This is a genomic window from Paraburkholderia fungorum (assembly GCF_046027215.1).
Lineage (GTDB): Bacteria > Pseudomonadota > Gammaproteobacteria > Burkholderiales > Burkholderiaceae > Paraburkholderia > Paraburkholderia fungorum_D.
Window position 1 is genome coordinate 2,757,869 of sequence record NZ_JAQQEN010000002.1, and the last position, 25,299, is coordinate 2,783,167.

At 61.1% G+C, this 25,299-nt stretch carries 25 protein-coding genes; 14 read left to right on the forward strand and 11 right to left on the reverse strand.

Annotation, left to right across the window (positions count from 1 at the left end):
* The first annotated feature begins 29 nt into the window (after positions 1 to 29).
* The gene (locus tag PQR27_RS32705) at positions 30 to 680 is read left to right on the forward strand and encodes a YceI family protein (RefSeq protein WP_408527688.1); all 651 of its coding nucleotides are present in this window, start codon (positions 30 to 32) and stop codon (positions 678 to 680) included.
* A gap of 66 nt (positions 681 to 746) precedes the next feature.
* Here PQR27_RS32705 and tdh read toward each other — a convergent pair whose 3' ends face one another.
* Both tdh and kbl read right to left on the reverse strand, forming a co-directional pair.
* Positions 747 to 1,778, reverse strand: a complete 1,032-nt coding sequence (tdh, locus tag PQR27_RS32710; protein WP_408527689.1) for an L-threonine 3-dehydrogenase, zinc-binding type — start codon at positions 1,776 to 1,778, stop codon at positions 747 to 749.
* 13 nt (positions 1,779 to 1,791) lie between these two features.
* Positions 1,792 to 2,991, reverse strand: coding sequence for a glycine C-acetyltransferase (gene kbl / locus PQR27_RS32715; protein ID WP_408527690.1), 1,200 nt, complete (start codon positions 2,989 to 2,991; stop codon positions 1,792 to 1,794).
* Positions 2,992 to 3,153: 162 nt separating this feature from the next.
* Here kbl and PQR27_RS32720 point away from each other — a divergent pair, with 162 nt between their 5' ends.
* The 3 genes from PQR27_RS32720 to PQR27_RS32730 all read left to right on the forward strand — a co-directional run bounded on the left by PQR27_RS32720 (position 3,154) and on the right by PQR27_RS32730 (position 5,426).
* A complete protein-coding gene (locus PQR27_RS32720; protein ID WP_408527691.1) occupies positions 3,154 to 3,768 on the forward strand; it encodes a helix-turn-helix domain-containing protein in 615 nt (204 codons plus the stop codon).
* A gap of 117 nt (positions 3,769 to 3,885) precedes the next feature.
* The gene (locus PQR27_RS32725; protein ID WP_408527692.1) at positions 3,886 to 4,284 is read left to right on the forward strand and encodes a DUF2471 family protein; all 399 of its coding nucleotides are present in this window, start codon (positions 3,886 to 3,888) and stop codon (positions 4,282 to 4,284) included.
* A 59-nt stretch (positions 4,285 to 4,343) separates the two neighbouring features.
* Positions 4,344 to 5,426: a tyrosine-type recombinase/integrase gene (locus PQR27_RS32730; RefSeq protein ID WP_408527693.1), complete on the forward strand. Its 1,083-nt coding sequence runs from the start codon at positions 4,344 to 4,346 to the stop codon at positions 5,424 to 5,426.
* Positions 5,427 to 5,499: 73 nt separating this feature from the next.
* Here the strand turns inward: PQR27_RS32730 and PQR27_RS32735 are convergent, their stop codons facing one another.
* Entirely contained in the window at positions 5,500 to 6,705 is a 1,206-nt protein-coding gene (locus PQR27_RS32735; protein WP_408527694.1) for a DNA-binding protein, read from the reverse strand.
* A gap of 2,101 nt (positions 6,706 to 8,806) precedes the next feature.
* Between PQR27_RS32735 and PQR27_RS32740 the strand changes: the two genes are divergently transcribed.
* Complete coding sequence (locus PQR27_RS32740; RefSeq protein ID WP_408527695.1) at positions 8,807 to 10,156, forward strand: replication initiation protein; 1,350 nt, start codon at positions 8,807 to 8,809, stop codon at positions 10,154 to 10,156.
* 49 nt (positions 10,157 to 10,205) lie between these two features.
* Here the strand turns inward: PQR27_RS32740 and PQR27_RS32745 are convergent, their stop codons facing one another.
* Together PQR27_RS32745 and parA are read right to left on the reverse strand one after the other, a co-directional pair.
* A complete protein-coding gene (locus tag PQR27_RS32745; RefSeq protein WP_408527696.1) occupies positions 10,206 to 11,261 on the reverse strand; it encodes a ParB/RepB/Spo0J family partition protein in 1,056 nt (351 codons plus the stop codon).
* 24 nt (positions 11,262 to 11,285) lie between these two features.
* A complete protein-coding gene (parA, locus tag PQR27_RS32750) occupies positions 11,286 to 11,948 on the reverse strand; it encodes a ParA family partition ATPase (RefSeq protein ID WP_408527697.1) in 663 nt (220 codons plus the stop codon).
* 841 nt (positions 11,949 to 12,789) lie between these two features.
* Here parA and arsC point away from each other — a divergent pair.
* On the forward strand, positions 12,790 to 13,149 hold the full coding sequence (arsC, locus tag PQR27_RS32755; protein ID WP_408527698.1) for an arsenate reductase (glutaredoxin): 360 nt from the start codon (positions 12,790 to 12,792) through the stop codon (positions 13,147 to 13,149).
* 27 nt (positions 13,150 to 13,176) lie between these two features.
* On the opposite strand, the gene PQR27_RS32760 is transcribed toward arsC, so the two are convergent.
* Positions 13,177 to 14,160 carry a sulfonate ABC transporter substrate-binding protein gene (locus PQR27_RS32760; protein ID WP_408527699.1) on the reverse strand — a complete coding sequence of 328 codons (984 nt, stop codon included), beginning with the start codon at positions 14,158 to 14,160 and terminating at the stop codon, positions 13,177 to 13,179.
* 265 nt (positions 14,161 to 14,425) lie between these two features.
* Between PQR27_RS32760 and PQR27_RS32765 the strand changes: the two genes are divergently transcribed.
* On the forward strand, positions 14,426 to 15,802 hold the full coding sequence (locus PQR27_RS32765; protein WP_408527700.1) for a GntT/GntP/DsdX family permease: 1,377 nt from the start codon (positions 14,426 to 14,428) through the stop codon (positions 15,800 to 15,802).
* Positions 15,803 to 15,956: 154 nt separating this feature from the next.
* Positions 15,957 to 16,247: a DUF1272 domain-containing protein gene (locus tag PQR27_RS32770; RefSeq protein ID WP_408527701.1), complete on the forward strand. Its 291-nt coding sequence runs from the start codon at positions 15,957 to 15,959 to the stop codon at positions 16,245 to 16,247.
* Between the two features lie 11 nt (positions 16,248 to 16,258).
* On the opposite strand, the gene PQR27_RS32775 is transcribed toward PQR27_RS32770, so the two are convergent.
* Together PQR27_RS32775 and PQR27_RS32780 are read right to left on the reverse strand one after the other, a co-directional pair.
* Positions 16,259 to 16,462 (reverse strand): zf-HC2 domain-containing protein, encoded by a 204-nt coding sequence (locus PQR27_RS32775; RefSeq protein ID WP_408527702.1) that lies wholly within the window; start codon positions 16,460 to 16,462, stop codon positions 16,259 to 16,261.
* Positions 16,449 to 17,054 carry an RNA polymerase factor sigma-70 gene (locus PQR27_RS32780; RefSeq protein ID WP_408528374.1) on the reverse strand — a complete coding sequence of 202 codons (606 nt, stop codon included), beginning with the start codon at positions 17,052 to 17,054 and terminating at the stop codon, positions 16,449 to 16,451. The genes PQR27_RS32775 and PQR27_RS32780 overlap by 14 nt, the downstream gene beginning before the upstream one ends.
* A gap of 450 nt (positions 17,055 to 17,504) precedes the next feature.
* Between PQR27_RS32780 and PQR27_RS32785 the strand changes: the two genes are divergently transcribed.
* From PQR27_RS32785 to PQR27_RS32795, 3 genes are all read left to right on the forward strand, one after another.
* Positions 17,505 to 17,636 carry a hypothetical protein gene (locus tag PQR27_RS32785; protein ID WP_257030615.1) on the forward strand — a complete coding sequence of 44 codons (132 nt, stop codon included), beginning with the start codon at positions 17,505 to 17,507 and terminating at the stop codon, positions 17,634 to 17,636.
* 556 nt (positions 17,637 to 18,192) lie between these two features.
* Entirely contained in the window at positions 18,193 to 18,471 is a 279-nt protein-coding gene (locus PQR27_RS32790) for a hypothetical protein (protein ID WP_408528375.1), read from the forward strand.
* Between the two features lie 11 nt (positions 18,472 to 18,482).
* A complete protein-coding gene (locus PQR27_RS32795) occupies positions 18,483 to 18,755 on the forward strand; it encodes a DUF6723 family protein (RefSeq protein ID WP_408527703.1) in 273 nt (90 codons plus the stop codon).
* 368 nt (positions 18,756 to 19,123) lie between these two features.
* Here the strand turns inward: PQR27_RS32795 and PQR27_RS32800 are convergent, their stop codons facing one another.
* The 3 genes from PQR27_RS32800 to PQR27_RS32810 all read right to left on the reverse strand — a co-directional run bounded on the left by PQR27_RS32800 (position 19,124) and on the right by PQR27_RS32810 (position 23,105).
* A complete protein-coding gene (locus PQR27_RS32800) occupies positions 19,124 to 20,134 on the reverse strand; it encodes a hypothetical protein (protein WP_408527704.1) in 1,011 nt (336 codons plus the stop codon).
* A 231-nt stretch (positions 20,135 to 20,365) separates the two neighbouring features.
* A complete protein-coding gene (locus PQR27_RS32805; protein ID WP_408527705.1) occupies positions 20,366 to 22,636 on the reverse strand; it encodes a hybrid sensor histidine kinase/response regulator family protein in 2,271 nt (756 codons plus the stop codon).
* 127 nt (positions 22,637 to 22,763) lie between these two features.
* Positions 22,764 to 23,105, reverse strand: coding sequence for a hypothetical protein (locus PQR27_RS32810; protein WP_408527706.1), 342 nt, complete (start codon positions 23,103 to 23,105; stop codon positions 22,764 to 22,766).
* A 217-nt stretch (positions 23,106 to 23,322) separates the two neighbouring features.
* On the opposite strand from PQR27_RS32810, the gene PQR27_RS32815 reads away from it, so the two are divergent.
* The 3 genes from PQR27_RS32815 to PQR27_RS32825 are packed head-to-tail and all read left to right on the forward strand — an operon-like array spanning position 23,323 to position 25,242.
* A complete protein-coding gene (locus PQR27_RS32815) occupies positions 23,323 to 23,691 on the forward strand; it encodes a response regulator (protein WP_408527707.1) in 369 nt (122 codons plus the stop codon).
* Entirely contained in the window at positions 23,684 to 24,307 is a 624-nt protein-coding gene (locus tag PQR27_RS32820) for a chemotaxis protein CheC (RefSeq protein WP_408527708.1), read from the forward strand. The genes PQR27_RS32815 and PQR27_RS32820 overlap by 8 nt, the downstream gene beginning before the upstream one ends.
* Positions 24,304 to 25,242 carry a sensor domain-containing diguanylate cyclase gene (locus tag PQR27_RS32825; protein WP_408527709.1) on the forward strand — a complete coding sequence of 313 codons (939 nt, stop codon included), beginning with the start codon at positions 24,304 to 24,306 and terminating at the stop codon, positions 25,240 to 25,242. The genes PQR27_RS32820 and PQR27_RS32825 overlap by 4 nt, the downstream gene beginning before the upstream one ends.
* The last annotated feature ends 57 nt before the right edge of the window (positions 25,243 to 25,299 follow it).

Consider the following 25,299-nt stretch of genomic DNA (forward strand, 5'->3'; position numbering starts at 1 on the left):
ACGAAGATCGGTCAACCGGGACGAATTTCATGGGTACCTCTACTGTCCGCACAACGTTGGCGCGCACATTGCTTGGCGCGCTGCTGCTGATATCCGCTGCCTGCACGCCTGTGCAAGTACTTACGCATACGGTCACCCAGAACGAAGCGCGCGTGCCGCCCGGGCGCTATGACCTCGACCATGACCATTGCAGCATCACGTTCGATATCGATCACTTCAAGTATTCGCGCTTCACGATGCGCTTTGACCGCAGGCAGGGACAGCTCGACTGGCGCGAGGGCGGGATGGACACGAGTTCGGTGTCGATCACGATCGACGCCGCGAGCATTGATACGAACGTGCCGTTGCTCGACAAAATGGTGAAAAGCTCGAGCATGCTCGATGTCGAGCGTTATCCGGAGTTGCGTTTCGTCAGCACGCGCTTTGAGCGCACCGGCGAATCGCGCGGCACCTTGACCGGCGATCTGACGATTCACGGCGTCACGCAACCGGTCACGCTGGACGTGACCTTCAACGGTTTCGGTCCCGATCCGCTCACGAAAAAAGATACGCTTGGCTTTTCCGCGGAGGGCCATTTCAGCCGCTCGAAGTTCGGCCTATCGACGTGGTATCCGGCCGTCGGCGACGATATTCATGTCCGCATTCAGGCCGAGTTCGATAAAACGCCCGCAGGCGCGTGAGCACGATGCGGGCGTTTCGTTTGGAATGCGAAGGTTGAGCGTGTTTGCACAACCTGTTTGCGTTGCTTACGCGGCGGTCCAGTCGAGAATCACCTTGCCGCTTTCGCCCGATAACATCGTGGCAAAGGCCTGCTGATAATCGTCGACCTTGAAATGGTGCGTGAGGATCGGCGACAGATCTAGGCCGCTTTGCAGCATCGCGACCATCTTGTACCAGGTCTCGAACATCTCGCGGCCATAAATACCCTTGATTTCAAGGCCTTTAAAGATCACCTGGGTCCAGTCGATCGCAGTTTGAGCCGGCGGAATGCCAAGCAGGGCGATCTTGCCGCCATGGTTCATCGCTTCAAGCATGCTGGTGAAAGCGCTCGGCACGCCGGACATTTCCAGGCCGACGTCAAAACCTTCCGTCATGTGCAGATCGGCCATCACATCGCGCAATGATTCACGTGAGACGTTGACCGCACGCGTTGCGCCCATCTTGCGCGCGAGTGCGAGACGATAGTCGTTCACATCGGTAATTACGACGTTGCGCGCGCCAACGTGTTTCGCAATCGCCACCGCCATGATGCCGATCGGCCCGGCGCCGGTAATCAGCACGTCCTCGCCGACCAGATTGAACGACAGCGCGGTATGCGTAGCATTGCCGAACGGGTCAAAGATCGCGGCGAGATCGTCGGAAATTTCAGGCGGAATCTTGAATGCGTTAAAGGCGGGAATCACCAGATACTCGGCGAACGCCCCTTCGCGATTCACGCCCACTCCGACCGTATTGCGGCACAGATGCCGGCGCCCCGCGCGACAGTTGCGACAGAAACCGCACGTGATGTGCCCCTCGCCCGACACGCGATCGCCGATCGCAAAGCCGCGGACTTCCTGCCCCATTTCGACGATCTCGCCCACGTACTCGTGGCCGACATGCATCGGCACGGGAATCGTCTTTTGCGCCCAATCGTCCCATTTCCAGATGTGAATATCGGTGCCGCAAATCGCGGTGCGCGTGATGCGGATCATCACGTCGTTATGGCCGACTTCGGGCTTCTTCACATCGGTGAGCGTGAGGCCCGGTGCGCGTTCGAGTTTTGCCAGTGCTTTCATGTGCGCCTCCGGTTCAGATAATGCCAAGTTGACGGCCCACGCGTGCGAATGCATCCACCGCGCGGTCGATCTGTTCGGACGTGTGCGCGGCACTCATCTGCGTGCGGATGCGCGCGCGGCCTTTGGGCACCACCGGGAACGAAAAGCCGATCACGTAGACGCCTTCTTTCAGGAGCGCGTCGGCCATGTTCGATGCCAGTTGCGCGTCGCCGAGCATGACCGGGATGATGGGATGTTCGCCGGGCACCAGCGTAAAGCCGAGCGCGCTCATTGCACGGCGGAAATGCGCGCCGTTTTCACGCACGCGCGAGCGCAGTTGCGCGCCTTCGTCGCTCGCCAGCAATTCGAGTACTTTCAGCGAAGCGGCGGCGATGCTGGGTGTCAGCGTGTTTGAGAACAGATAGGGGCGCGAGCGTTGGCGCAGCAGATCGACGACCTCCTGGCGCGCAGCGACATAGCCGCCCGATGCGCCACCCAGCGCTTTGCCCAGCGTACCGGTAATGATGTCGACACGCGACAGCACGCCGCAATGCTCCGGCGTGCCGCGCCCATGTTCGCCGACAAAGCCGACCGCGTGCGAGTCGTCGACCATCACCAGCGCGCCGTAGCGGTCGGCGAGATCGCAGATGCCTGCAAGGTTGGCGATGATGCCGTCCATCGAGAACACGCCATCCGTTGCGATCAGTTTGAAGCGTGCGCCGGCCGCCTCGGCTTCTTTCAGTTTTGCTTCCAGGTCGGCGAGGTCGTTGTTCTTGTAGCGAAAGCGCTTCGCTTTCGACAGCCGCACGCCGTCGATGATGCTCGCGTGATTCAGTTCGTCGCTGATGATCGCGTCGTTTTCGTCGAGCAGCGTTTCGAACAGGCCGCCGTTCGCGTCGAAACAACTGGAGTAGAGAATGCAATCGTCGGTTTGCAGAAACGCAGCGAGCGCTTTTTCGAGCTCTTTGTGCACCGTCTGCGTGCCGCAAATAAAGCGCACCGACGCCATGCCGAAACCGTCGTTATCCAGTCCCTGCTTCGCCGCATCGATCAGACGTTCGTCATTGGCAAGGCCCAGATAGTTATTCGCGCAGAAGTTCAGCACGTCCGCGCCGTTCGCGAGACGCACGTCAGCCGACTGCGGGCTGGCGATCACGCGCTCGTTCTTGTAGAAACCGTCGGCGCGGATCTGCTCGAGTGTGCCGCGCAGATGGGCAAGGTAAAGGTCACGCATGAACCAGACTCCTGAATGGGTAGTAGCGCCCGCGGCCAGCGCGCTGCGGCATTTGCGGCGACGGGGCGGCCTGTTATAGTCGACTGTCAGTTTTATCGGATATTTTCGTTTTTCCGAACTAAAATCCGGTATGTCGAACAACTCTAAACGATAGGTCAGTAAATGGCAAGTTCGGGGACCCGCCGCGCGGCCGCCAGCGCGACACCCACTTCCGTCCCGGCAATCGCTGCGCCACCGCGCGTGGGCGAGCAGATTCAGCGTCTGCGCGCAGAGCGGCGCATGACGCTCGACGATCTGTCGCGCGCAGCTGGCGTGTCGAAATCGATGCTCTCGGAAATCGAACGCGACAAGGCGAATCCCACCATCGCGGTCGCCTGGCGGCTGACTAACGCGCTCGGCGTGAGCCTCGATTCGCTGTTCGCACCTCAGAAGGCGCCCGAGGCGATCGCGGTGTCCGGTCCGCACGACATTCCGACGTTGAGCGGGCACGACGCAAAATATCAGTTGCGTGTGTGGGGGCCAATCGAGCTGGCCGGCAAGTTCGAGTGGTATGAGTTGACGCTGCAAGCGGGTGGGGCGCTGGTGTCGAATGCGCACGAACCCGGCACGCGTGAGCATCTGACCGTGTTGCAGGGATCAATCGAAATCGAAGCGGCGGGCACGACCCGGCGGCTCAAGGCCGCGGACACGGCGCGGTATGTGGCCGATGAGCCGCACGCGATCCGCAACGCCGGCAAAAGCGAGGCAAAAGCGCTGCTTGTGGTGATACACGGCTGAGTTCCGGGCGCACCGTCAGCGAAGTTTGGCGCTCTTTTGGGCACGGTCGGCCGTTCGGCCGAGGTTGCACTCGACACTGTATATTTGTACAGTATAGGGCATCGACTGGAGCCGATAATGAACGACCTGACGACCCGCCATGCCGACCATGATCTGGCCGCGCTGCGCTTCCAAACCGCCGCGCGCGATCTCGAACACATCGTGCGCAATATTGCAGCGCGCTACATCGTGCAGCAGGTTCCGCTCAGCTGGCGATTGCTACACGCCATCGAAGCCGAGGCCTTGGCGGATCTCGGCTTTGCCAGCCGTCACGACGCGCTGATGCTCGGTCTGTTTCAACGGCCGTCTGATTTGCCTTATCCCGAAACAGACGAAGCGGTGGATTTCGGCACATCCACGGCGCTACCGGCAGTATTCGCGTTTGCAGTTTCCGCTTACGAGGAAGCGGCACGCCGCGCCGCGCAACCGGCTTCTGACGCTGCTCCGCTAAAACGCGCGAGGGCGTGGGGCGGCTGAAGGAGCTGTTTTCATTTGGTTGCGACCTACAATGTGCGCAACTAACGGAAGGATAGTCTATGTCGCCTCCTCACCTGCTCGACCCCGTCCCACGCCCTGCGCCATCTACCGATCTCTTCGACCAGGAACGCGAAGACTGGCGTCGCGACCCGCAAATCGCTTTCGACGCCTGGCTGGCCAAGCAGCATTTCAGGCATTCGTCGGCGTCGGTTTATCAAGCTCAGTGGGGGCTTTTCCTCGACTGGCTCGCTCTACGCCATAAAAGTCTGGTCACGGTCGATACGCGGGCGATCGCTGAATTCGTCGCCGGTCTGGCCATACGAAAACCTCAACGTGTCAGGTATTTGCGCCTGATTGAACGCGTACTGGACCACGTGCGCGAGATCGAATCGGCATCCACCAATCCGGCGCGCTTCATTGCTCAGGATGGGGAAGCCGCATGGCGAAACGCCCGCGATAACGAGCCAACAGGTTTTCTCAACCACGCTGAACGCGCCGCGCTGATCGCTCATCTGTTTTCGCCATTGACGAATTTATCCGCGGCGCAGCGCTGGAGGGAGCGACGCGATCGCGCGTTGATCGCGGTATTTCTTGGCGGCGGATTAAAGACGGGCGAAGCGGCAGGACTTACGGTTAGTTGCGTGACTGCCGGCTCGCCGTGGGTCACGATCGAGTCGGCGAATCCAATGCTGACTCGTCGCACCCGACTCACGCCATTCGCCGTCGCCATTCTCGATGCATGGCTTGCCGAACGGCGCCTGTCCGAACTGGCCGGCAATCTGGTGTTCCCCGCATCACCCTCGGGACGGCCGATGCACAAGGCGACCATGTTGCGCGCGGTCGACTCGCTGGTCGACGCCGCGGGGATAGCCGCGTCGAGAACATCGCGCGCAAGTCCGCAAACGCTGCGCAACACTTTTGCGGCAGATCTATTTGAAAGCGGGGTTGAGGCGGAACTGGTCGGGCAGTGGCTGGGATTTGTACAGGCAGTGTCCGCTAACCGTCTGCATCGCGCATGGCAAACATGGATGGATCAGCAGGAAATGCCCATCGTCGACGAGCCCGATCCTGCCGCTCCGCCGCTGCCGGCACCCAGACGGGACGGGCGTTCGACGAGAAAAGCGGGAGCGGATGAGTCCTGAAAACGCTCACGCTCGCGGTCCCGAATTTCCTCACCTTTAGCAATTTTTCCTCTATTGCACCCGCGTCGGCCCGTCACGCCGACGCCGTTATCGATCCGTTCGATAAAAACCGGCTAACCGCTTCCAGCCGTGATTCGCCGGGCCCCGACGAATGGTCGCATTCCGGACACTGCAACTCAAAGCGGTGATCGACCTGAGATAACTCCGGCTCACCTTCCTCACATTTTGGGCAGCGCAGTGGCAGCGTGACATGGCCATCCACAGTCGTGCCGAGCGTCCTCAACTCGTGGTTGGTAAGGCGACCTGCTTCGACTAGCGAACATAAAAGGCTCGCGACCGCCGGGTCGATCCCTTGTTGTCCGCGCAGGACGGCGATTTCTTTCGTCAACGCGTCGAGTTCGTCCGATTGATCGCGCAGTTGCGCGTCGAGCCGGTCACCGCGAGCCTTGGCCGTAGCGATCTGCTGAATAAACTCGAATTCCTTGCGACTTGCGTCGCGCACACCCGACTGATAGGTGGCGGCCATGCTACGCAGTGAGTCGAGCTCGACCAGCATCGGCTTGACGCGCCGCTCTGCTTCGGCGACCGCGTCTTTGATCTGTTGCGCATAGTGCTCGGTGCTCTGGCGTAATTCGACATGCAAGCTGTCGATCCGGTCGCGAAGCGTTGCGTTGGTTGCTTGCTCGGTATCGAGGCGTTGGCGAATGGCTTCATTTTCGTGCTCGAGCCGCCGGACCGTTGCCTGCAAGCCTTCCTGGTGAGCAGTCCCATGCGTGGTGGTACTGGATAACTGAGTTTCGAGCGCACGAACACGTTCCCACGCGACTTCCGCCCGCAGTTCGCTGCGCCGTACGGCTTCTTCCGACGCATCCCGACGAATGTCAGCTTCTCGCGCACATTGGTTGGCTTCAGCAATTTGCGCGCGGACTTCTTCGCGCTCATCGTCGAGCGTTGAACGGGCCTGCGCAACGGCTTCCTCGAATAGTGCGCCAAGAAGCTCGCCGGCTCTGTCCTCCAGCGCTTTCGGAATGGCGCCTGCGCCGACCTTGACGCGCGACACACTCCGGATGCGTTCCCAGAAGTTGTCGATGTCCTTTGGTATATCGCTCGCGCTACCTGTTTGAGTCAGGTCGCGAACGGTAGCCATTGACGGACGAATTCCCAGATCGAAAAAAAGTCGCTTGCATGCATGCAGGGAGAGTTCCTGACGCCGTGCTCCGTTTGCCCGCAGCGATTCAAGCTCGTCGCGGATGGCTTGCCGTTCCTGATCCAGATTCATAAATACCTCGATGTCGCTCGAATTGGATTGATCATAACAATTTACGTACCAATCATTACGTATTTGTGTGTTACCAGTCCGTTGGAGCGAATGAGTAAGTTCTGAGGCTCCCGCTAGCCCGGTATACCGTGGCCGCCCGGGTTTTTCCGTGAAACAAAACGAAGAATAGCCAATAAGTCATTGTAATGAAACAGATTCCAGCTGTTTTTTGCAGATCGAGCACTGTTTCACGCTCTGCTTACTGTGGGCTGAGGGGGTGGAGGTCTTTGTCCGAAGGACACGCGGGGCAAAGTCTAGAGAGTAATAAAAGTAAACACCTTTGAACCCATGTTAAAAACGTTAACGCCACGGCAAACCCTTACCAGAAGGGGTTCCCAGCCCGGTAAGGTGAAGCTTTACGGGAGAAGTGGTGAGGGCTTGCGGGAGGGTTAAGTGATGAGGTTCGGGGACGTCGGTGAGCGGGTCCGGGACCGAACGTGAGCGGGTTCAGGAGACACCCCCAAAATGCAGTTTTGCGAAAGGTGAGGTTTTGCGGGACCTGGCCGCCCGGGATCGCCCGGTAGCGCTCGAAGACGGGGCCGGAGCGCGGCTGCGTCTGAGGTGAGCGCTTTCGGGACTGTCGTGGCCCCCTATTTTTGGCCTTATTTTGGCCTCTCAAACCCCATTGGTGAGTCAAGACGGGAGAAAACGCGAACCGAAGGTGAGACTTTTCGGGGAAGTGATGTGATTTTTGCCTTAAATCTGGGCATTCAGGTGCCTAAGGTGAGGTTTTGCGGGAGCCGCGACGTGTTTTGACCGGGATTCTTCTCAATGACGTGCACGGACCTGGCGATGACCGTGATCAAAGGTGAGCTAATTCGGGAGGTATGGTTTGGGACGGAACATCGTGCCGTCAATCGTGCAGTTTTGGCCAGAGGTGAGGTTTTTCGGGAGCGTTTTTGAGCGCTGACGATCGCAAAGGTGAGGAAATGCAGGACCAAAATCGCCGGAACGGGCGGGAAAGGCCCTACAGACCTTGTCGGACGCGTTCCGATTTCTCTGCTCCTGGATTCGAAGGGTGAGGTTTTTCGGGACCTTTGCCACGACACCTGGAAATGCCATGTTTCATGAAGACGCTGCTTAAGGTGAGGAAATGCGGGAGACTGACGCCTGGGAGGCCTGCTGGGAATCGGTTATAAGCCGATGAAATCATTGAATAATTTTGATGCGCTGCGCAAAGGTGAGGCTTTTCGGGAGTTCTGTTCCGGACATGGCCGCAGCGGCGTTTAGGCGTAAAGGTGAGGTTTTACGGGACTAGTTAGAGGTGCTTTTTTCGGTCCCCGGGTCGGAATGCCGCGTCGTTCCAAGTGCTCGGCGCGCACTAAGGTGAGCTTTTTCGGGGGAGTCTGCGGCAACTCGGCGCTGGCGTACCGGCTAAGAGCGAAAAGGGGATGCCTTAATTCGAATCCTGTCACCTGGTGGATACGATGCTGCGGCAGCTGTCGCTACGTTCGAGGGCGGATGTATCGCTATGGTTTGGGTCACGTTCCGCTCAATGGATAGCACGCCGGCCCCCGTTTGTGCTGCGCTGTCTGCGCCGTCCCGTAGGGGGTCAGGTGGCGCCGGCCCGTGAGCGGCCGCCCCCCATGCCGGCGTTGGGGCTTGGTGGGCAAGCCGAACCGCTAGGTGAGCAGGGGATGGCATCCGTAACAATCGAGCCGGGATGCATTTCGGCGGGGCGGCGCCGGATTGCCGACTTCGTTAGTCCCCTCCCCTATCGTCCGGGAACAGACTGGGTGCTTCCGTCCCGGGTTGGAAGGAGTGAGCGCCCCCCGTCACATTCACGCGGTCGAAATCCATCAGAATTTTTTGAGGTGAGATGATTCGGGATCGAATCGCTTCGGTTCACGGCCGGTCCGGAATGGACCGGGGTTTCGGGATGCCGCGACCTGCAAGGATGGCCCGAACCTGGCGCGAAATCGGTGAGGTGAGGCTTTTCGGGAGTCGCTCGAGGTGAGTCGCTCCTCGTAAACTCACTTCACCGGGAACGGTGAGACCCACGCTATAGACGTGCATCACCGCAGTCGGTATGCTCTCGCCAAATCCCTCCTCGACCAGACGCATGGCCACGAAGCGCGCGAAGAAGACCGATGTAGTGAGCCCGAGCTCGGCCGAATTGCGCAAGGCCGTCGAGGCGATCGCCATCCAGCCCAAGAGTGGCAAGATCACGCTCCTCACCCGCAAGCTGTTCAACGTGCTCCTCGCCGTCGCCCAGCAAGCGGACGAGTCCGGCGACACTTACCGGGCGTTGCTATCGGACATCGTCGCCAATTCGGCGTTCGATTCGAACGACACCGCGCTCGTGAAAGAGCACTTGCGGCGCATGGTCTCGGTGCAGGTCGAATGGAGTACCGGCACGTCCAGCCAGAAGCCGGGCCGGAAATGGGGTATTTCCACGCTGATCGCCGATGCGGAAATTCTCGAAGACCCTACCACCCGTCGTGTCTGGGTCGAATTTTCGTTCGCGCCAAAGATCAAGAAGAAGCTGCTCGATCCGGTTCAGTACGCACGCCTGAGTCTGCAGTTCCAGAGCCAGTTGCGCAGTAGTGCGGGTCTCGCGCTTTACGAGATTTGCGTGCGCTACCTGACCAACCCGAGTCATCTGACCATGCGCGAGTCGTGGGAATGGTGGCGGCCTATCCTCTCCGGCACGCCGGATACGGAAGCGGGCGACGAAGCGAAGCGCGAGTACAAATACTTCAAGCGTGATTACCTGCGCCCGGCCATCGCCGAGGTGAATGCTGTCACCAACATCTTCGTCGAATTGATCGAACACCGGGAAGGACGGCGTGTCGCCGAAATCCAGTTCCGCGTGACCGAGCGCAAGCAACCGATGCTTGCGCTGGATGAGCATCCGAATGTGTTTGACAGCACGCTGGTCGACCGCATGGTGAAGATCGGCATTCCGCTGAAGGAAGCACAAACGCTGTATGCCGATAGCGAAGAAAATCGGATTCGCGCTGCGTTGCAAATGACCGAGCAACGCATGCGCAGCACGTCGTTGCCGCCGGTGCGCAGTGCGCCGGCGCTGTTCAAGGACGCGCTGAAGAAAGGTTATGCGCCGCCGGTCGAGACATTGCCGTCTGCGGGTGGTGGCAAGGCGGCGGTGGCTGCGCCGGCCGACGACCTGAAGGCGCGCCTGCTCGGCGAGTATTCGGCATATCGCCGCAAGGAAGCGCGCGAACTCTACGACGAGCAAGGTGAGTCAGAGCGGGAGATTGCGCGGCAGTCGTTTGAAGAAGACGAACTGCCGGATCTCGGCACGCACATGCGGGACGACTGGCGTCGTCGTGGGCTGGATTCGAAAATTGTCGAAACGGCGTTTTTCGACTGGCTGGCTCGCAAGACCTGGGGCGAACCCACTGATGGCGACCTGCTCGCCTTCACGCTGAGCCAATCGCGCGCGGCGTGATGCTACGTGAGACGGCGGCGGCCCCCAGCCGCCGTCCCCTGCACTGCGCTTACTTCAGCATCTTTTCAATCTGGCGAAGAATATCGTCACGCTTTTCGCGCGTGAGGCCCTTCAGGCGCAGTTCGATCCGGTCGTCGCCATATGATTTCAGATCGCCAACCGAGACACCCCCAAGCTTGATTTCCAGACGCTGTGCATAGCGTTGCCGCCCGGCCGGTTTGGTGCTTTCCTGTGCGCTTGCCCTGCCCTTCACGATGTCCGCGACTTGCCGCGTACTCAGATCGTCCGACAGAATCTTGTTGATCAGACGCAGCGTTGCGTCGGCGCCGCGGGCCGTGTGATAACGACCTACCTGATACGCCATGTTCGAACCGAAGCGATCGGGTCGCGCGACCATCTCATGCATGACGGCTTCAGGCAACTTGGCGATCGACAAGGCTACAGCGACGGTCGACTCGTCCAGTCCGAGATGCTCGGCGAGCTCTTTCTGGCTCTGAAAGTGCCGGTCCTCGAGAAAGCGTTTCCAGACGACCGCATTGTCGAATACCGTCTGCGAGTCGCGCTGGACGTTGAGGTCGTAGCCGAGCTTGTAGCTCTGAATGCCGATCGGCAGATCGATAACGATCGCCTTCACCGACTCCTTGTTCGCTTCCTTGAGCGCCCGGACGCGACGGCCACCGTCGCTGACGAAGTAGGTGCCGGGATTGTCGTAATCGGGAATGACGTGAATCGCCTGCTGCTGTCCCTGCTTGGCAAGGTTGACGGCCAGTTCGGCGATCGACGATTTCAGATAGAAATGCCTGGGGTTGAAGGGGCTCGGCTTGATCGTCTTCAGGGCGAGCTCGATCACCTGGCCCGGCCGATAACCTTGCTCGATACGCCATGTGCGATAGGCGCTCGATTCGTTAGCTGCGTCAACCGGGTCCGCTTCTGCCAGAGCGAGTGACGCGACCGAGTGGATTGTCTGGGGCGGCGCATCGCTATTTTTCGCGCCGTTCTTAACCAAACCGTCGATCGCATTCAGGCGATCGAGAGCGGTCCGTTTTTCGCTGCTGGTCGTATCAGGACGTGCTTGAAAGCCTTTGGCGAATTGGGAGGGTTTCATTCAGGGTCCTTTATGCGCATAAATTCACGGAAGCAGGGCGGCGATCTCGTTGGCGCACGCCCGTATTTCGATGGCGGCAAGTTTGGCGCCGCGATCGTTCATCTGAAGCACTGTCTGTCCCAACGCCATCGCCTGCTTATATGCTTCGCGCGTCGGAATCTGGGTTTTGAGCAACGGGAAGCCGAGTTCTTCCAATGCGCGCTTCAACTCGCGCGTCAGCATCCGCTTCTCTTCTGTCTTATTGAGCAGAAAGACTGAGCGCAGGTCTTCGTTCATGACCTGGGCTTGCTGGACGAGCTTCACCAATCCCACGCTTGACCAATAGTCGGCAGGCGATGACGACGTCGGAATGACGGCGACGCTCGCTGCGAGCAGCACGACGCCGGATACTTTCTCGGTGATGGAGGGCGGGCAGTCTACGACGATGATGTCGTAGTCCGCGACAAACTTCTTGATCTCGCGATGGATCTGGCTGCCGGCCTCAGAGAGATTAACGACTGGAAACGGGATGCCGGATTCGCTGTCCGATGATGCACTGGCCCAGTGGATCAGTGTGTTTTGACCATCTGCGTCTACGACGAGGACGCGTTTGCCTTTCTCATGGAATGCAGCGCCGAGGTGCATCGCGATGGTGCTCTTCCCGACCCCGCCCTTCTGCTGAGTTACCGCGATGATTTCTGCTGCCAATCTTCACCTCCTCTTTTTAGACGCAAATGGATTTTACCTGGATGAATTCGCATTTCAATGTTTTTGTGTAAACGCGAGAAGAAATCGCCATTCGGGATAGGTTTATGCGCATAAAGGGTGCGCGCGCAACGGATGACCACGGAGGACGGGTGAAGTGGAGGGCTTTGAGCCTTCATCAACAGAAGCGGCGTGGAAGAGCCTGCTAGTCGAATGCGCGGACAGTGCGCGGACCTTTATGCGCATAAAGTCCTTCCGGCTCCCGCTGCAGATTGTCGGATGAAGGGAAATTTGAAGTGGCGAGGTGAGACGCCACTGTGGCAGAGAGGAGGTGAGTTTGCGATGACGGTTGCAAGCGATACCCGCAGCCGTCACTGCGCAAGTCTCTTGGGTGTGCTCGATATTGGTGGGACCATGGCGCCGCTCGAATCTAAGCCCTTGCTGTCGCGGCGATCGAGACGCACTTTATGCGCATAAACCAGCGCAGCTCGCAGCGCCAAATACCGCCTTCTGACGGCGCCTGCCGTGCCCGATCCTAATTCGCCGATGCAGCGTACGTGGCTACTGATGTCACCGACCAGTTGCCGCCTGTACAAGAGTCAGGAGACACGCATGCGCGCTGAAGCAGCGTCGGCAAACAAGGGTGGAAAACATAACCAACAAGCCGGCCGTGACCGGTGAGTATGTGTAACGTTGCGCTCCACCACTACAAGCCAGGTCGCCACATTACAAGGGGCGCACGCCAGGAGCACCACCCTATCAACCCCGTCCCTCTGACACCCGCTAAAATCCACCACGAACACCCATCCAGCAACCGACCCAGCCAAGCCAGATATAACCCACCATGATCACCATCTACCACAACGCCCGTTGTTCAAAATCGCGCGCTGCATGCGAGCTCATCGCCAACACCTATAACAGCGCCAACGAACCTACGGAAATTGTCGACTACCTGCAGCAGCCTCCCACCGTCGCGCAACTGAAACAGCTCAATGCGCAATTAGGCTGCACGGTGCGCGAGATGATCCGCGACACGGAAGCCGAGTACAAGGATCTCCAACTCGCGGACCCTGCTTTGAGCGACGCTCAGTTATACGAAGCGTTAGCGGCGCACCCCATTCTTTTGCAACGCCCCATCGTCGTGCGCAACGGCCGAGCGGTGATCGGCCGCCCGCCGGAAAATGTCGGGGCGCTGTTTGTCTAGGCGTCGAAACAGTGCGGTGTGGCCGCTTTACGCCTTGGCCGTCAGCACCGCGTCTTTCGTCACAATCTTCGTCGGAATGATGCGCAGCTCGTTGAACGTGTCGGCGATACGTTGTTGTTCCGCCAGCACATTCGCATCGACCGGTTTGTAGATGTGCTCGTAATGCCGCAAGCCTGCCTCGATCACGCCTGCATCCAGCCCCTGAATCGGTGCAAGCTGCGCGGCTGCCTCGCTGTAGTGGCCGCGTATCCAGGCGCCTTCCTTGCCCACTTCGTCCATCACGATCGCGATCACGTCGCCATTTTGCTGCGCGAACGGCCGCGCGCTCAGGAAAAACTGGTGGTGGCTCACGATGCCGCTGGCGTCAGCGAGCAGGCGCGCATTCGACTGCCGTTTCGCCGCTTCGAGGAACGGATCCCAGATGGCCCACGCGTCGATCGCACCGCGTTCGAACGCCGCGCGCGCATCGGCGGGCGCCAGAAAGACCGGCTGGATGTCGCTGTATTTCACGCCGCCCTTCTGTAACGCCGCGACCAGGAACCAGTGAACGTCGGAGCCTTTATTAAAGGCAATTTTCTTACCCTTTAGATCGGCAAGCGTTTTGATCGGCGCATCCTGATGGACGAGAATGCCCTCTGCGTGCGGCGTCGGAATTTCATACGCGGCGTAGACGAAGTTTGCGCCGGCTGCCTGCGCGAACACCGGCGGCGCTTCGCCGACATAGCCGAAGTCGATCGCGCCGACATTCAGGCCTTCGAGCAACTGCGGTCCAGCCGGAAACTCGGTCCACTTGACTGTGATGCCGAGCGGCGCGAGCCGCTTTTCGAGCGTGCCGTGAGCCTTTAGCAGCACCAACGTACTGGCCGCTTTCTGGTAGCCGATCCGGAATTCTTTGGCGCGAGCGCCCGCGGCGAAAACAGACGACGAGACGAGAGGCAAAGCGGCGGTGGCCAGCGAGGCGCCCATGCCGGCGATAAACGCACGACGCGAGAGCAGCGAATGATGGGACATAAAAGTGCTCAATAAAAAGACGGCCGCAAAACGGACCGATTGCCTCCGACAATAATTCGTCTGCTAGCCTGGACGAACCGATAAATTCGCATAAGCAAATCACGCCGAAAGAAACCGACCCAAACAAGGCTCGACGCGTCATCCTTCGCTTCACGGTCCACCATGGCCCCGATTTACGCAACCGGCGCGCCACATCCGCAGCCGCCGCTACAATCGGCGTCATCCGCGCGCCGCAGCGGCTGCGTCAATCGACAAAAGGGACATCGTGCATCTGACGACAACACTCACGCCGTGGTCATCCCACGACACCCAATTGATCCTGTCGTGCGTGCTCGGGCTCGCATTGATCATCGTTTTCATCAGCGTGCTGAAGCTCGCACCGTTCCTGTCGATTCTGGTCGGCACGTTCGCCGCTGGTTTTGCAGCCGGTCTGCCGCTCGAGGCCGTGGCCAGCGCGTTCAGCAAAGGCGCTGGCGCGCTGCTCGGCGACGTCGGCATCATCATCGCGCTGGGGGCCATGCTGGGCGCGCTGATGGCCGAGTCGGGCGCGGCCGACCGGCTCGTCTCCACGATCCTCAGACACTCCACGCCCCGCACGCTCCCGTGGATGATGGCGCTGGTGGCGATCATCATCGGCTTGCCGCTCTTCTTCGAAGTCGGTCTCGTGATGATGGTGCCGATCATCTTTGTGATGGCGCGCCGCTCGCAGCAACCGATTCTGCGTATCGCGATTCCCGCGCTGGCCGGCATGACCACCCTGCACGCGCTGCTGCCGCCGCATCCGGGTCCGTTGATCGCAGTGAGCGCGCTGCACGCCGATCTTGGTCTCACGCTCGGCCTCGGCCTGATCGTCGCGATTCCGGCGGTGATTCTCGCGGGCCCGCTGTACGGCATCTGGCTGTCCAGGCGGATGCACGTGGTCGAACCGGAAGAAATGGGCAAGCTTTTCAGCGCGCAGCCAGACACCGCGGAGCCGCCGGGCTTCGCGATTTCGCTGATCACGATTCTGTTGCCGGTTGTGCTGATGCTGGGTCGAACCATCGCCAAGCTTTTGCTTAAGCCAGAGACTTTCCTGTTCGACGCGCTGGATTTTCTGGGCGAGCCACTGATCGCGCTCGGCCTCACCGTCCTGTTCGCCGTGGTGGCGCTGGGATGGTCGCGCGGCATGGCACGCGATCGGGTCGGCGGCATTCTGCGCAAAAGCCTGCCGCCGATCGCCGCGCTCCTGCTGACCATCGGCGCCGGTGGCGGTCTCAAGCAGGCGCTCGTGGTCGCCGGCATCAGCACGACGATCGGCAAGATTGCCGTAGGTGCGCATATGCCGTTGATCTTGCTGGCCTGGCTGATCGCCGTCGCGCTGCGGCAGGCCACCGGCTCGGCGACGGTCGCCACCACCACGACCGCCGGCATCGTCGCGCCGGTCGTGGCGGGCCTCAGCACCACGCACAATTCGCTGATGGCGCTCGCGATCGGGGCCGGCTCGGTGTTCTTCTGCCACGTGAACGATGCGGGCTTCTGGATGGTGCGCGAGTACTTCGGGTTGCAGTTGAAACAGACGGTGTGGGTGTGGTCGGTGCTGCAAACGATTGTCTCCGTCGTCGGCCTCGCGTTGACGTTCGTTTTGTGGACCGTGCTGACGTGATGGCGACGCGTGAAGCGAGCGTCGTTCGTGGCAGGAATTGATGCATGGCTGTCCATTCCGCCTGACCCATACGACTTACACTGCCTCGGCACATGCAAGGTGCGAGTCCGCACCTTGCTGCCCCTGTCAACGCGGAGCCGCTTCGGAGCTACTTATGCTTGAACTCAGACCGTCCTGCGAAGGGTGCGGCAAATCACTGCCGCCGAATGCGGCTGACGCAATGATCTGCACATACGAATGCACCTTCTGTGAAGTGTGTGCGCTCAGCACGCTGCGCAATGTGTGCCCGAATTGCGGCGGCAATTTCCAGCATCGGCCGATCCGAACGCGCGCGCAGTTGGTAAAGCACCCGGCGCGTACCGAACCGCACCCCGTCGCCATCGATGAAGCGTCGCACGCGGGCTTCTTCGAGCGGTATCGGAACACCCCGCCCGGCGAGCGCTAGGCGATTGCCGGTCAGTCGTCTCCGCCGGCCGCGCCCGGCGTCGCTATCCCGCTCACCGTATGCGCGGCGACGCGGAGCAATCGGATCTGCTTGCGGTAGTTGCGGCAGCCGCTGCAGATCGGCAAATGCAGCCGGATCGCGACCCATTCGCCGGTCGTCAACGAGCGGTCGAGTGCGTCGGACAACAGACGCGTGATGTTTTTACACTTCCCCATTCGCATCCTCTCTCGATAAGCCCTTCTCGCTCAGGCAAGTGCGCAGGCGCAGCCGCGCGCGATAGATCAGCACGCTGCAATGATTGGCGGTCATCTGTAGTTCCGCGCAGATTGCCTCGGTATCGAGATCGAGGAATTCGCGCATCATGAACACGCGCCCGATATGTTCCGGCAGATGTTCCAGGCACATTTCGAACAAGGTCCAGAACTGCTGCTGACGCAGCGCGGTTTCCGGCGTTGGCCAGGGTTGCGGCTTGGTCTCGCGCGACCAGTGGCCGTTGTCCTTGAACAACTCGCGATCGAGCAGCGCCTCGCCGTCGAGTTCCGATTCGAGTGCCGACAGGTTCACAGTGCGCTGACGGGCACGCAAGGTATCGACGAGCTTGTGCCGCAGGATGCCGAACACCCACGTCTTGTGCTCCGATTGCGCGGCGAACCGGTCTGCCTGCGTCCATGCGGCGGCGAGCGCTTCCTGGACTGCGTCTTCGGCGGCTGCGGCATCGCGCAGTTGCAGGCGCGCGAAGCGCACCAGGTCGCGCCGCAGTTGGGTCAGATAGACCGGGTCGTCGAGCGCCGGCCTGCCTACTTGCACCATGGCACGCTCCGTCGTCGCGCCCGCGGCTGTCGCCGGTTGTCTGTTGAATCGTTGTGGTTCATGAGCGGGTATTTTTCCTCGCGCCACGTAGGGACGCGTGCGCCATTTTCCCGCACGTCCCTGTGCAAACGAATCGGTATTGAACATGTGCCCGCCAGTAAGCGCTGACCTGATGAACTTAGTCGCGCCGTAACGGGATTTATGACAGCGAAATACATTATTGCGCAAATTGAAAGCGACGCCTCGGGTTAACCGTGAGACCAGGCATATGCGCCAGACCCCGCGCCAGTAAAGCTTCTAGCCCGCACGGATCACATCGCGCGATTCTTTCAGTATTTGAAAAAATATCTTCCCGTCTTCGGCATTTTTAGCCGGGCACTGAATCGCTATTCTCCAGTCCATCGATCACCCCTGATCGCGAACCGAACGCTGAAGAGGAGTAGCACCATGAAACGCATTCTTTCCGCCCTGATCGCTTCTGTCGCCCTGTTTGCCGCCGCCTCGGGCGCAGCCCATGCTGCTGCTCCGGCACAATGCAACGGCCCGGCGTCGTACTGCAACGTGTTTTTCGGAAACTGATTAGCTGGCGCGCGCGGCCGGACAGTGTCCGGCGCATGTCCGCCGCCGAAAGAGTTTCTCGACGTAAAAAGGGCGCCCATCGCGGCGCCCTTTTTACATTCAGACTCAACCATGCCGCGCTTGCCGCAAACAGGCGTGGGCCCTTCACAGCAATGCCAAGGGTAATCGCAACGTCCACAGCCCAGAGCGCGGCACATCATAAGCGGGAGTACGAAATAACTGCCACGCGTGCGGCGCACAAATCCGCCTGATCCTCACGGTACTAACGTGTTACAGTGAGTCAATAGCTTGCAGTTCTCCTGCGCGCCCCGCGCAGTCCCTGACGCGCAAACAGCCGCTCTTCACAGCACCCTGGCTCACACGGGGTCCCTTCCTTCTACTTAGCTTTGCGGTGTCATCGGCTCGGCGCTTCTATAGCGGCCGCCGTTCGCGCGCATTGTCGATTGACGATTGACACACTGCTTTCGCAAAAGCTGCGCGATTCGCCCGGCGCTCTGTTGAAGCCACGGCAACACGCTGCAGGCGAAAGCCTTCACCGGAGACGACCATCATGAGCATGACCATCAGAAGCTACCGGGGCCTTGAAATTTATCCGCTGGTGTATCCACACGAACCGCGCGGTATCGACGGCGCGCGTCATTACGATGCGGGATTCGATGCCGCCGTGCGGATCTGCCGGCGCGGCACCGACGACACCTTGACCAGCAGTCGCGTATTTCGCGTGCCGAGCCGTTCGCCATTCGGCGCGGCGGGCGACGCGCGTATTGCGTCGGCCAGTTATGCTGAGCAAGTCATCGATGGCATGGTGGCCGGCCAGTCCATCGCTGGTCTCTGATGCGCACATCGATGGCAGGCTCAGTTTCCAGGCGCCCGCAGGGCGCGAATCCCCAAACCGCTACCGGGCGGGCGAACTATCAGGTGGCAGTGTCGTCGCGCCGTACGTCGGGCGGTACGGTGGTGCCGACGTTGAAGGTGGTGCGTTTGAACGACGAGCGGGTGATTTACCCGTTCCAGGGGCATGCGGACATGCCCTTCTTTGAGAGTGCGGATGCCGCCCAGGCGTTCGCCGAGACGTACGGCTGGCAACTGGTGGACGGCGACATTGCCGTGCCGGAATAACGGGAGCTCAGGTGGCCACCGCGTCACTCAGACGCGTGGCTGAATCCTCCTAAGAGTGAATTTCCGCCACTGAAGCGCCTGCGTGTTTTAGCCCCACTTGCTTCAGGCAATCGGGTGCCGGGCAGCTGGATTCGGATCCGACCCGATATCTAAAGCAGCCGTTTGCCTCAAATCGTCCTAGACCGAAAGCATGCTTGATTGACAAGGCAAAAGTACCAGTTATCCACAAGGTTATTCAGGAAATCTGTGGATAACTTTGGGTGCTACCGGGTTATCCACCGGTGGCGACGCCGCCAGTTTCCCGCCAGCGCTCAAGCTGGACGCCACGCCGGTGTCGTTTGGACCAGACGCCGGCGCGGTCACCCTTTTTACACGTGGTGATGCCCTGTCACCCGTTCCCAGCCGTGACGTACAGCCAGCTTGAAACGCTCCCAGGTGCTGTCCGGCGAGGTGCTTTCCCAATGGCGGCGCGCTTCCGGCTCGACTTCGTCCCACGGGCGGTCGCGGTAACGCTCGTCATGTGCGATCTCGGCGCCGTAACGGTAAGCCGGCACATAGTCTTCATAGCGCGCATCTCCGGCCGCGTACTCGCCGTCGTAATGGCTGCGGAAATCTTCCTCATATTCCAGATACTCGTTCGGCATCTGTCCGCCGAGGCCTGCGGTCGGTTGACCGGTTTCGGAGACGACTTCCGAAGGCTGCATGATGGCGCCTGAGCCCGGCACCGCACCGGCCGCAATCGCGCTGCGGCCCGCGTCGCCGACCAGCGGGTCGCTCACCGGGTCGTTGAGCGGGTCGCTGATTGGGCGTTCGGACAGCGGCGGCGGGACGAACGGCTCCGCGTCGGTGCCTCGCATTGGAGAGGTATAGAGCGGATCGACCGGATCAGCCAGGTTGGCCGCTGCGGTTGTGGCAGGCCGCGTCGTTGTGCTCGACGTGCGGGGCGACCCGGTCGTCATTGCGCCGATCCCCAGTTCATCGAGCACTGAATGGTCGCGGCTCTCAGGTTGCATGTCCCAGTCAGGCGAGCGCTCGCCGATGTCGGTTGCGCCCAGTCTGGTTAAGGTATTGCGCGCGAGTTCCGCGTGCGATTCGCTGGCTGCGTTGACACACATCAGTATCGCGCCCCGGCGCACGGCTTCGGTATAGCGAGCCGTTTCCGGCGCGCGTGGACCGGTGGCGAACAGACTCGAAAGAAAGCGTTCGATATTCGCCAGCACACCTGAACCGGCTACTTCTTCGGTCGCCGAACCCACGGACGGTTCCGGATTCGCCTGCAACTCAATCGTTTCGCGCGCGAAACCGGTCTGCACAAGCGTGTCGCGAGCGGCTTCTGCTTGAGAATAGGTGTCGAATAAACCAATCACGGTGTGTCGCATGGCTGCCTCCCGACGTATTTTGGCGGATTGGACGGCGCGGGAACGCGCCGCCCCCTCCCGTCCGAGCCGCAACGATCATGCCGGGGTGAGCCCGAACGCATCCACGTCTGTGTGCGCCTCGTTATGCGGGTGCGGGTGGGTTGGCCACGCGAAAGGCGCGGCGTGCCGGCACCGCGGCCGCCGCGCTTTTACAACGGATGGTAAATCGAGGGGCATCGGCGAGACCGTGCCTCACTCCGCCGGATGGGCGGCCGCCTGCGCCAGATCGCGCTGGATCGTCTGCAGGAGCTTCTCCAGCACGTCGATATCGAAGGGTTTGGACAGCACGCGCACATCCACGTGACGCGCGCGGTCTAGCTCTTCTGCGTAGCCAGTGACCAGGATGACCGGCAGCCTCGTGTCGAAGGCCTGTACCGCTTCGGCGAGATCGATGCCGTTCGTCGTGCCAGGCATGTGGATGTCCGAGATGACCAGATCGAACGGCAGCGGCTCGCCCGTGCGAGCCTGGTTGGCATGGGCGTCGTCGAACAGACGCAGTGCGGTATCGGCATTGAAGACGCAGGTGACCTGGTGGCCCATCATCTGTAGCAGGGCTTCGGTACCGGCGGCGACTTCGTCGTTGTCTTCAACCAGCAGAATCCGCAAGCCGTGCGGCGTGACGGTTTCCTCGACACCCGGTTCGGCTGGCCGTTCGGCCTCGGCGGGGGTCGTCGCGCGCGGCAAATAGAGACGCACCGAAGTACCCGCGCCGATTGCGCTGTCGATCGCGGCCAGTCCGCCCGAGCGCTCGCAGAAGGCGAACACCTGCGGCAGCCCGAGCCCGGTGCCCATACCCTTGGGCTTGGTGGTGAACAGCGGCTCGAAGGCCCGGGCAAGCACTTCAGGCGGCATGCCGCCGCCGGTGTCTTCGAGCGATAACTGCACGAAGTCGCCCGTGAGCGGAAAGCCGTCCTCGTGACGGAAATGGATATTCGCAGCGCGCACGGTGAAGCGGCCGCCGTTGGGCATCGCATCGCGCGCATTCACGGCGAGGTTGATCAGCGCCAGTTCGAACTCCGCCACATCGACACGCATCGGCCAGATCTCGACGCCGATATCCATCACCAGCGAAATCTTCGCGCCAAGCGACGCCCGCAGCAGTTCGCGGCAGGCCGGCAGCCAGCGCTCCAGCGCCAGCGTTTCGTTGCGCAGCGGCTGCTTGCGTGCGACGCCGAGCAATTGCCGCGTGAGCGACTGGCCGCTCTTGAGCGCCCGCTCGATCGCCGCCAGTTCGCGGTCGAGCCCCGGCGTGCCCCGCCGCCGCGCGATCTGCACATTGGCCGAGACGATCATCAGCAGGTTGTTGAAATCGTGCGCGACGCTGCCGACCAGATTGCCGAGCGCTTCCATCTTGCGCGACTGACGGTAGGCGGATTCGATCGAGCGGCGCATTGATGCTTCGGATTGCCAGCGCTCCCACGCTTCCTCTTCGGCGCCCAGGCGCCGCAGCGACAGCCAGATCACCCCCCACAACACGATCGACGGCGTGAACATCGACAGGATCAGCACGCTGAGGCGGCGGTACCAGCCGGCCCAGATCGCCTCCGTGCGGTAGCCGCACGACACGTACACCGGATAGGAGCCGACGCGCCGGAATGCGAGGATCAGGTTGTCGCCGTCGATATCCGAGCGCATCTTCAGGACGCCTGCGCGCCGGCCTTGCGCAATGGCCTCGGCGAATGGCGTGTGCGGCGCGATGGTCACCGGCTCGCGCGGGGTGCGCGGATAGTGCGCGAGGATCGCGCCATCCGTGCGGATCAGGCTCATGGTCATCGGCGTGTTGTCATTGCCGCCGAGCAACTCGCGGTAAAACGCGCTGAAATAGCTGGGCCGCAGCGCGACCGAGACGACCCCGGCGAACGAGCCGTCGGCGGCGCGCCGCTCGACGCCCGTGTTGAACACCTGTTCTCCGACCACATGCCCGGTCATGACCTTCGACACGTGTTCGAGGCTTTTGCCGTCGCGAATGCCGTTGAAATCGTCGCGCCCGGCAATCGACACCACCGGCGCCGGATAGAAGCGGCTGCTGGCCAGCAGGACCCCGTCGCTGCCGAAGATCGAGACGGCGGCCACTTGCGGGTAGCCACCGCCCATGGTGCGCAGCTTCTCGTGAATCGTGGCTTCGCCCGCGCGAATGCCGTTGTCGTCCAGGCCCTGCGTCAATTCGACGATACGCGCGTCGAGCGTCTCGTTCATGTCGAACACTTTTAGTGCGTGTTCTTCCGCGACCCGCACCGTGCGCAGCGTGATATCCGTGGCGTCGGCTTCGCGTGCGCGCAAATCGCTGACGGCCATTGCCGCCACATAGACGCACGGCAAAACGATGGCCGCGATCAGCAGCGCGATCAGCGTCATGCGCCGAACGTGGAAATTCTGTTCCGGCACGGCAGGAAACGAAGCCTCCTCCTGCCGGCTAGCGGAAAGGCGGCTCGTTCGAGGCGGGTCGAACCGGTCTGGTGTCATGGTCAATCAACGCTACGGTGGTCAGGATGAAAAAACTGAAGGTGGCATGATACGAGAGCATAGGGTCGTACCGGCATGAGTCGTTGCCCCGGCGATTCGCCGGCGAGTGAATTGTCTGCTGTTTGAATCAGTGACGAATCGAGAAGCGCAAACGTACACAAAAGTATAAATACAAAACAAGCTCGCCAGTAGCTATGCGAATATGTTCAAAATTGCCATTCGACAGGAAAATCTCTTTAAGGGAAGTGACCTTGGCGAGTTGCCTTTCCGCCGGTTTACTTCGAAAATCAACCTCATGACAAATAATGCGTCCGCCATGTTCGGACGCATCTGCCGCGAGGGCCGCCAGATAACGCGCACAACGCGTGATGGAAGGCGTTCGCGGGAACATGCGCGGCAAGGGGACCAAGCCCGATCCAGGACACCGCGCGGCTTCATCTACGGGGTAGGCTTCGAACATGCCGGTCATAGCCGTCGTCCACCGTGCGCGCACGCATCCATGCCTGCCCACCGGTTCCGCCAAAAGCGCCTCGCCGCGCGCGCTCCTCGCTCGTGTGCACTCCGCACTTCCGCAAGCTTCCGCCCATTTTGCCGTCGGTCGACAGACCTCGCGCTAAAACCGCGCTAAAGAATCGCCTCTCACCGCCGTTAACGCGTTAGAACTCATTCCGTTTTCCGACCCGCCCATGTCTTTGCCCATTGTGATCGCCGATGATTCGTTGCTTGCCCGCAAGGTGCTCACCAGGGCATTGCCGCCGGACTGGGATGTCGACGTGACCTACGCTTCGAACGGGCGTGAAGCGCTCGATCTGTATCGCGCAGGTAAAGCGTCGGTGATGTTCCTCGACCTGACCATGCCGGACATGACCGGCTATCAGGTGCTGGAAGCATTGCAGCACGAGGACCTGAACACCTTCGTCATTGTCGTCTCCGCCGATGTTCAGCCGATGGCCCAGACGCGCGTGCGCGCGCTTGGCGCCGTCGCGTTCATCGCCAAGCCCGTCACGCCAGAGGCGGTACTTCCCATCCTCAAGGAGTACGGGTTGTATGTCTGAGCCAGTCCTGAATGAAGACCAGCGCGACGCGCTGCAGGAGGTCGCCAATCTGGCGATGGGCCAAGCCGCGACCCGCCTCGCGCGCCTGCTCGATGCGTTCATCGAACTTTCGGTGCCGCGCGTCAAGGTGGTGGCCGTTAGCGACGCGGCGCGGACGCTGCGCGAGATGACGGGGATCGAAGACACGGTGAGCGCGGTCCGGCAGGGGTTTCGCTCCGATATCAAGGGCGAGGCGCTGGTCATCTGCCGCAGCGACAGCATCAAGCAACTGTGTTCGCTGGTCAGCGATCCCTATGCGCGATCGAGCTACGAAGCGGTGAGCCAGAGGGAACTCGTATTCGACGTGGCCAACGTGCTGACAGGTGCGTGCGTTTCATGCGTTCTCGACCAGCTCGGCCGCACGCCGATTTTCTCGCCGCCTGGCCTGCTGGGCGAAGCGATGACGCTCGACGAGGTATTCCAGCCCGGCGTGCTGCAGTGGGAAGTCGCGCTGCTGGTCGAAGTGAATTTCACGCTCGAGGACCAGAGCTTCCGCGCGCATCTCGTGATGCTGATGGCCGAGGAGTCGATCCGTCACATGAGCGAAGCGCTCGACGCGCTGTTGTCCAGCCTATGAACGTGTCCGCGAGTTCGTTGAGCGATCTGGTGATCGAACGTGTCGGTTTCGGCATTTTCGTGCTCGATCGCGAGATGAACGTGCTGATGTGGAACCGATTCATGCAGGACCATAGCGGTTTGTCGCCGGAACAGGTGGTCGGCAAATCCTTGTTTGCGCACTTTCCGGAACTGCCGCGCGTGTGGCTCGCGCGCAAGATCGAAAGCGTGTTCCAGCTCGGCAGTTTCGCGTTCAGTTCGTGGGAACAGCGCCCCTATCTGTTCAAATTCGATCACGACCGGCCGATTACCGGCGGCGTCGATTTCATGCAGCAGGACTGCACGTTCATGCCGCTGACGCGCGATCGCGAAGTGGTGGCCGTGTGCGTAACCATTTCGGACGTCACGCATGTCAGCATCGTGCAGCGCGAGCGCGAAGATGCGGTCGCCAAACTGCAGGAATACGCGGACCGCGACGGTCTGACGGGCATCGCCAACCGCCGTTTCTTCGAGGTGCGTCTGCGCGACGAGTACACGCGCTGGCAGCGCTACGGCGGCGAAATGTCCTTGCTGCTGTTCGATCTCGATCACTTCAAGAAGATCAACGACCAGTTCGGCCACGGCGTCGGCGATACCGTATTGCGCGTGATGGCGCAGCGGGTCTCGGCGGTGCTGCGGGCGCAGGATACCTTCGGGCGGTTTGGCGGCGAGGAATTCGCCTTGCTGCTGCCCTGTACGCCGATCGACGACGCGATGCGCGTCGCGGAAAAAATCCGCTGCACGATCGCCGATACGCCGGTCGAAGTGCAGGGCACGAGCGTGCCGGTGACGGCGAGCGTCGGCGGCGCAGCCGCGCGCGTGGGCGTGCCGGCGTATGACGTGCTCATCAACGAAGCCGATGCGGCGCTCTACAGCGCAAAGCGGCAGGGACGCAACCGCTCGGTGGCGTTTATCTAGCCAGACGCGGCCTGTTCCGGCGGCGGCGCGGGGCTTGCGCTGTGTCGTATGCCCCGT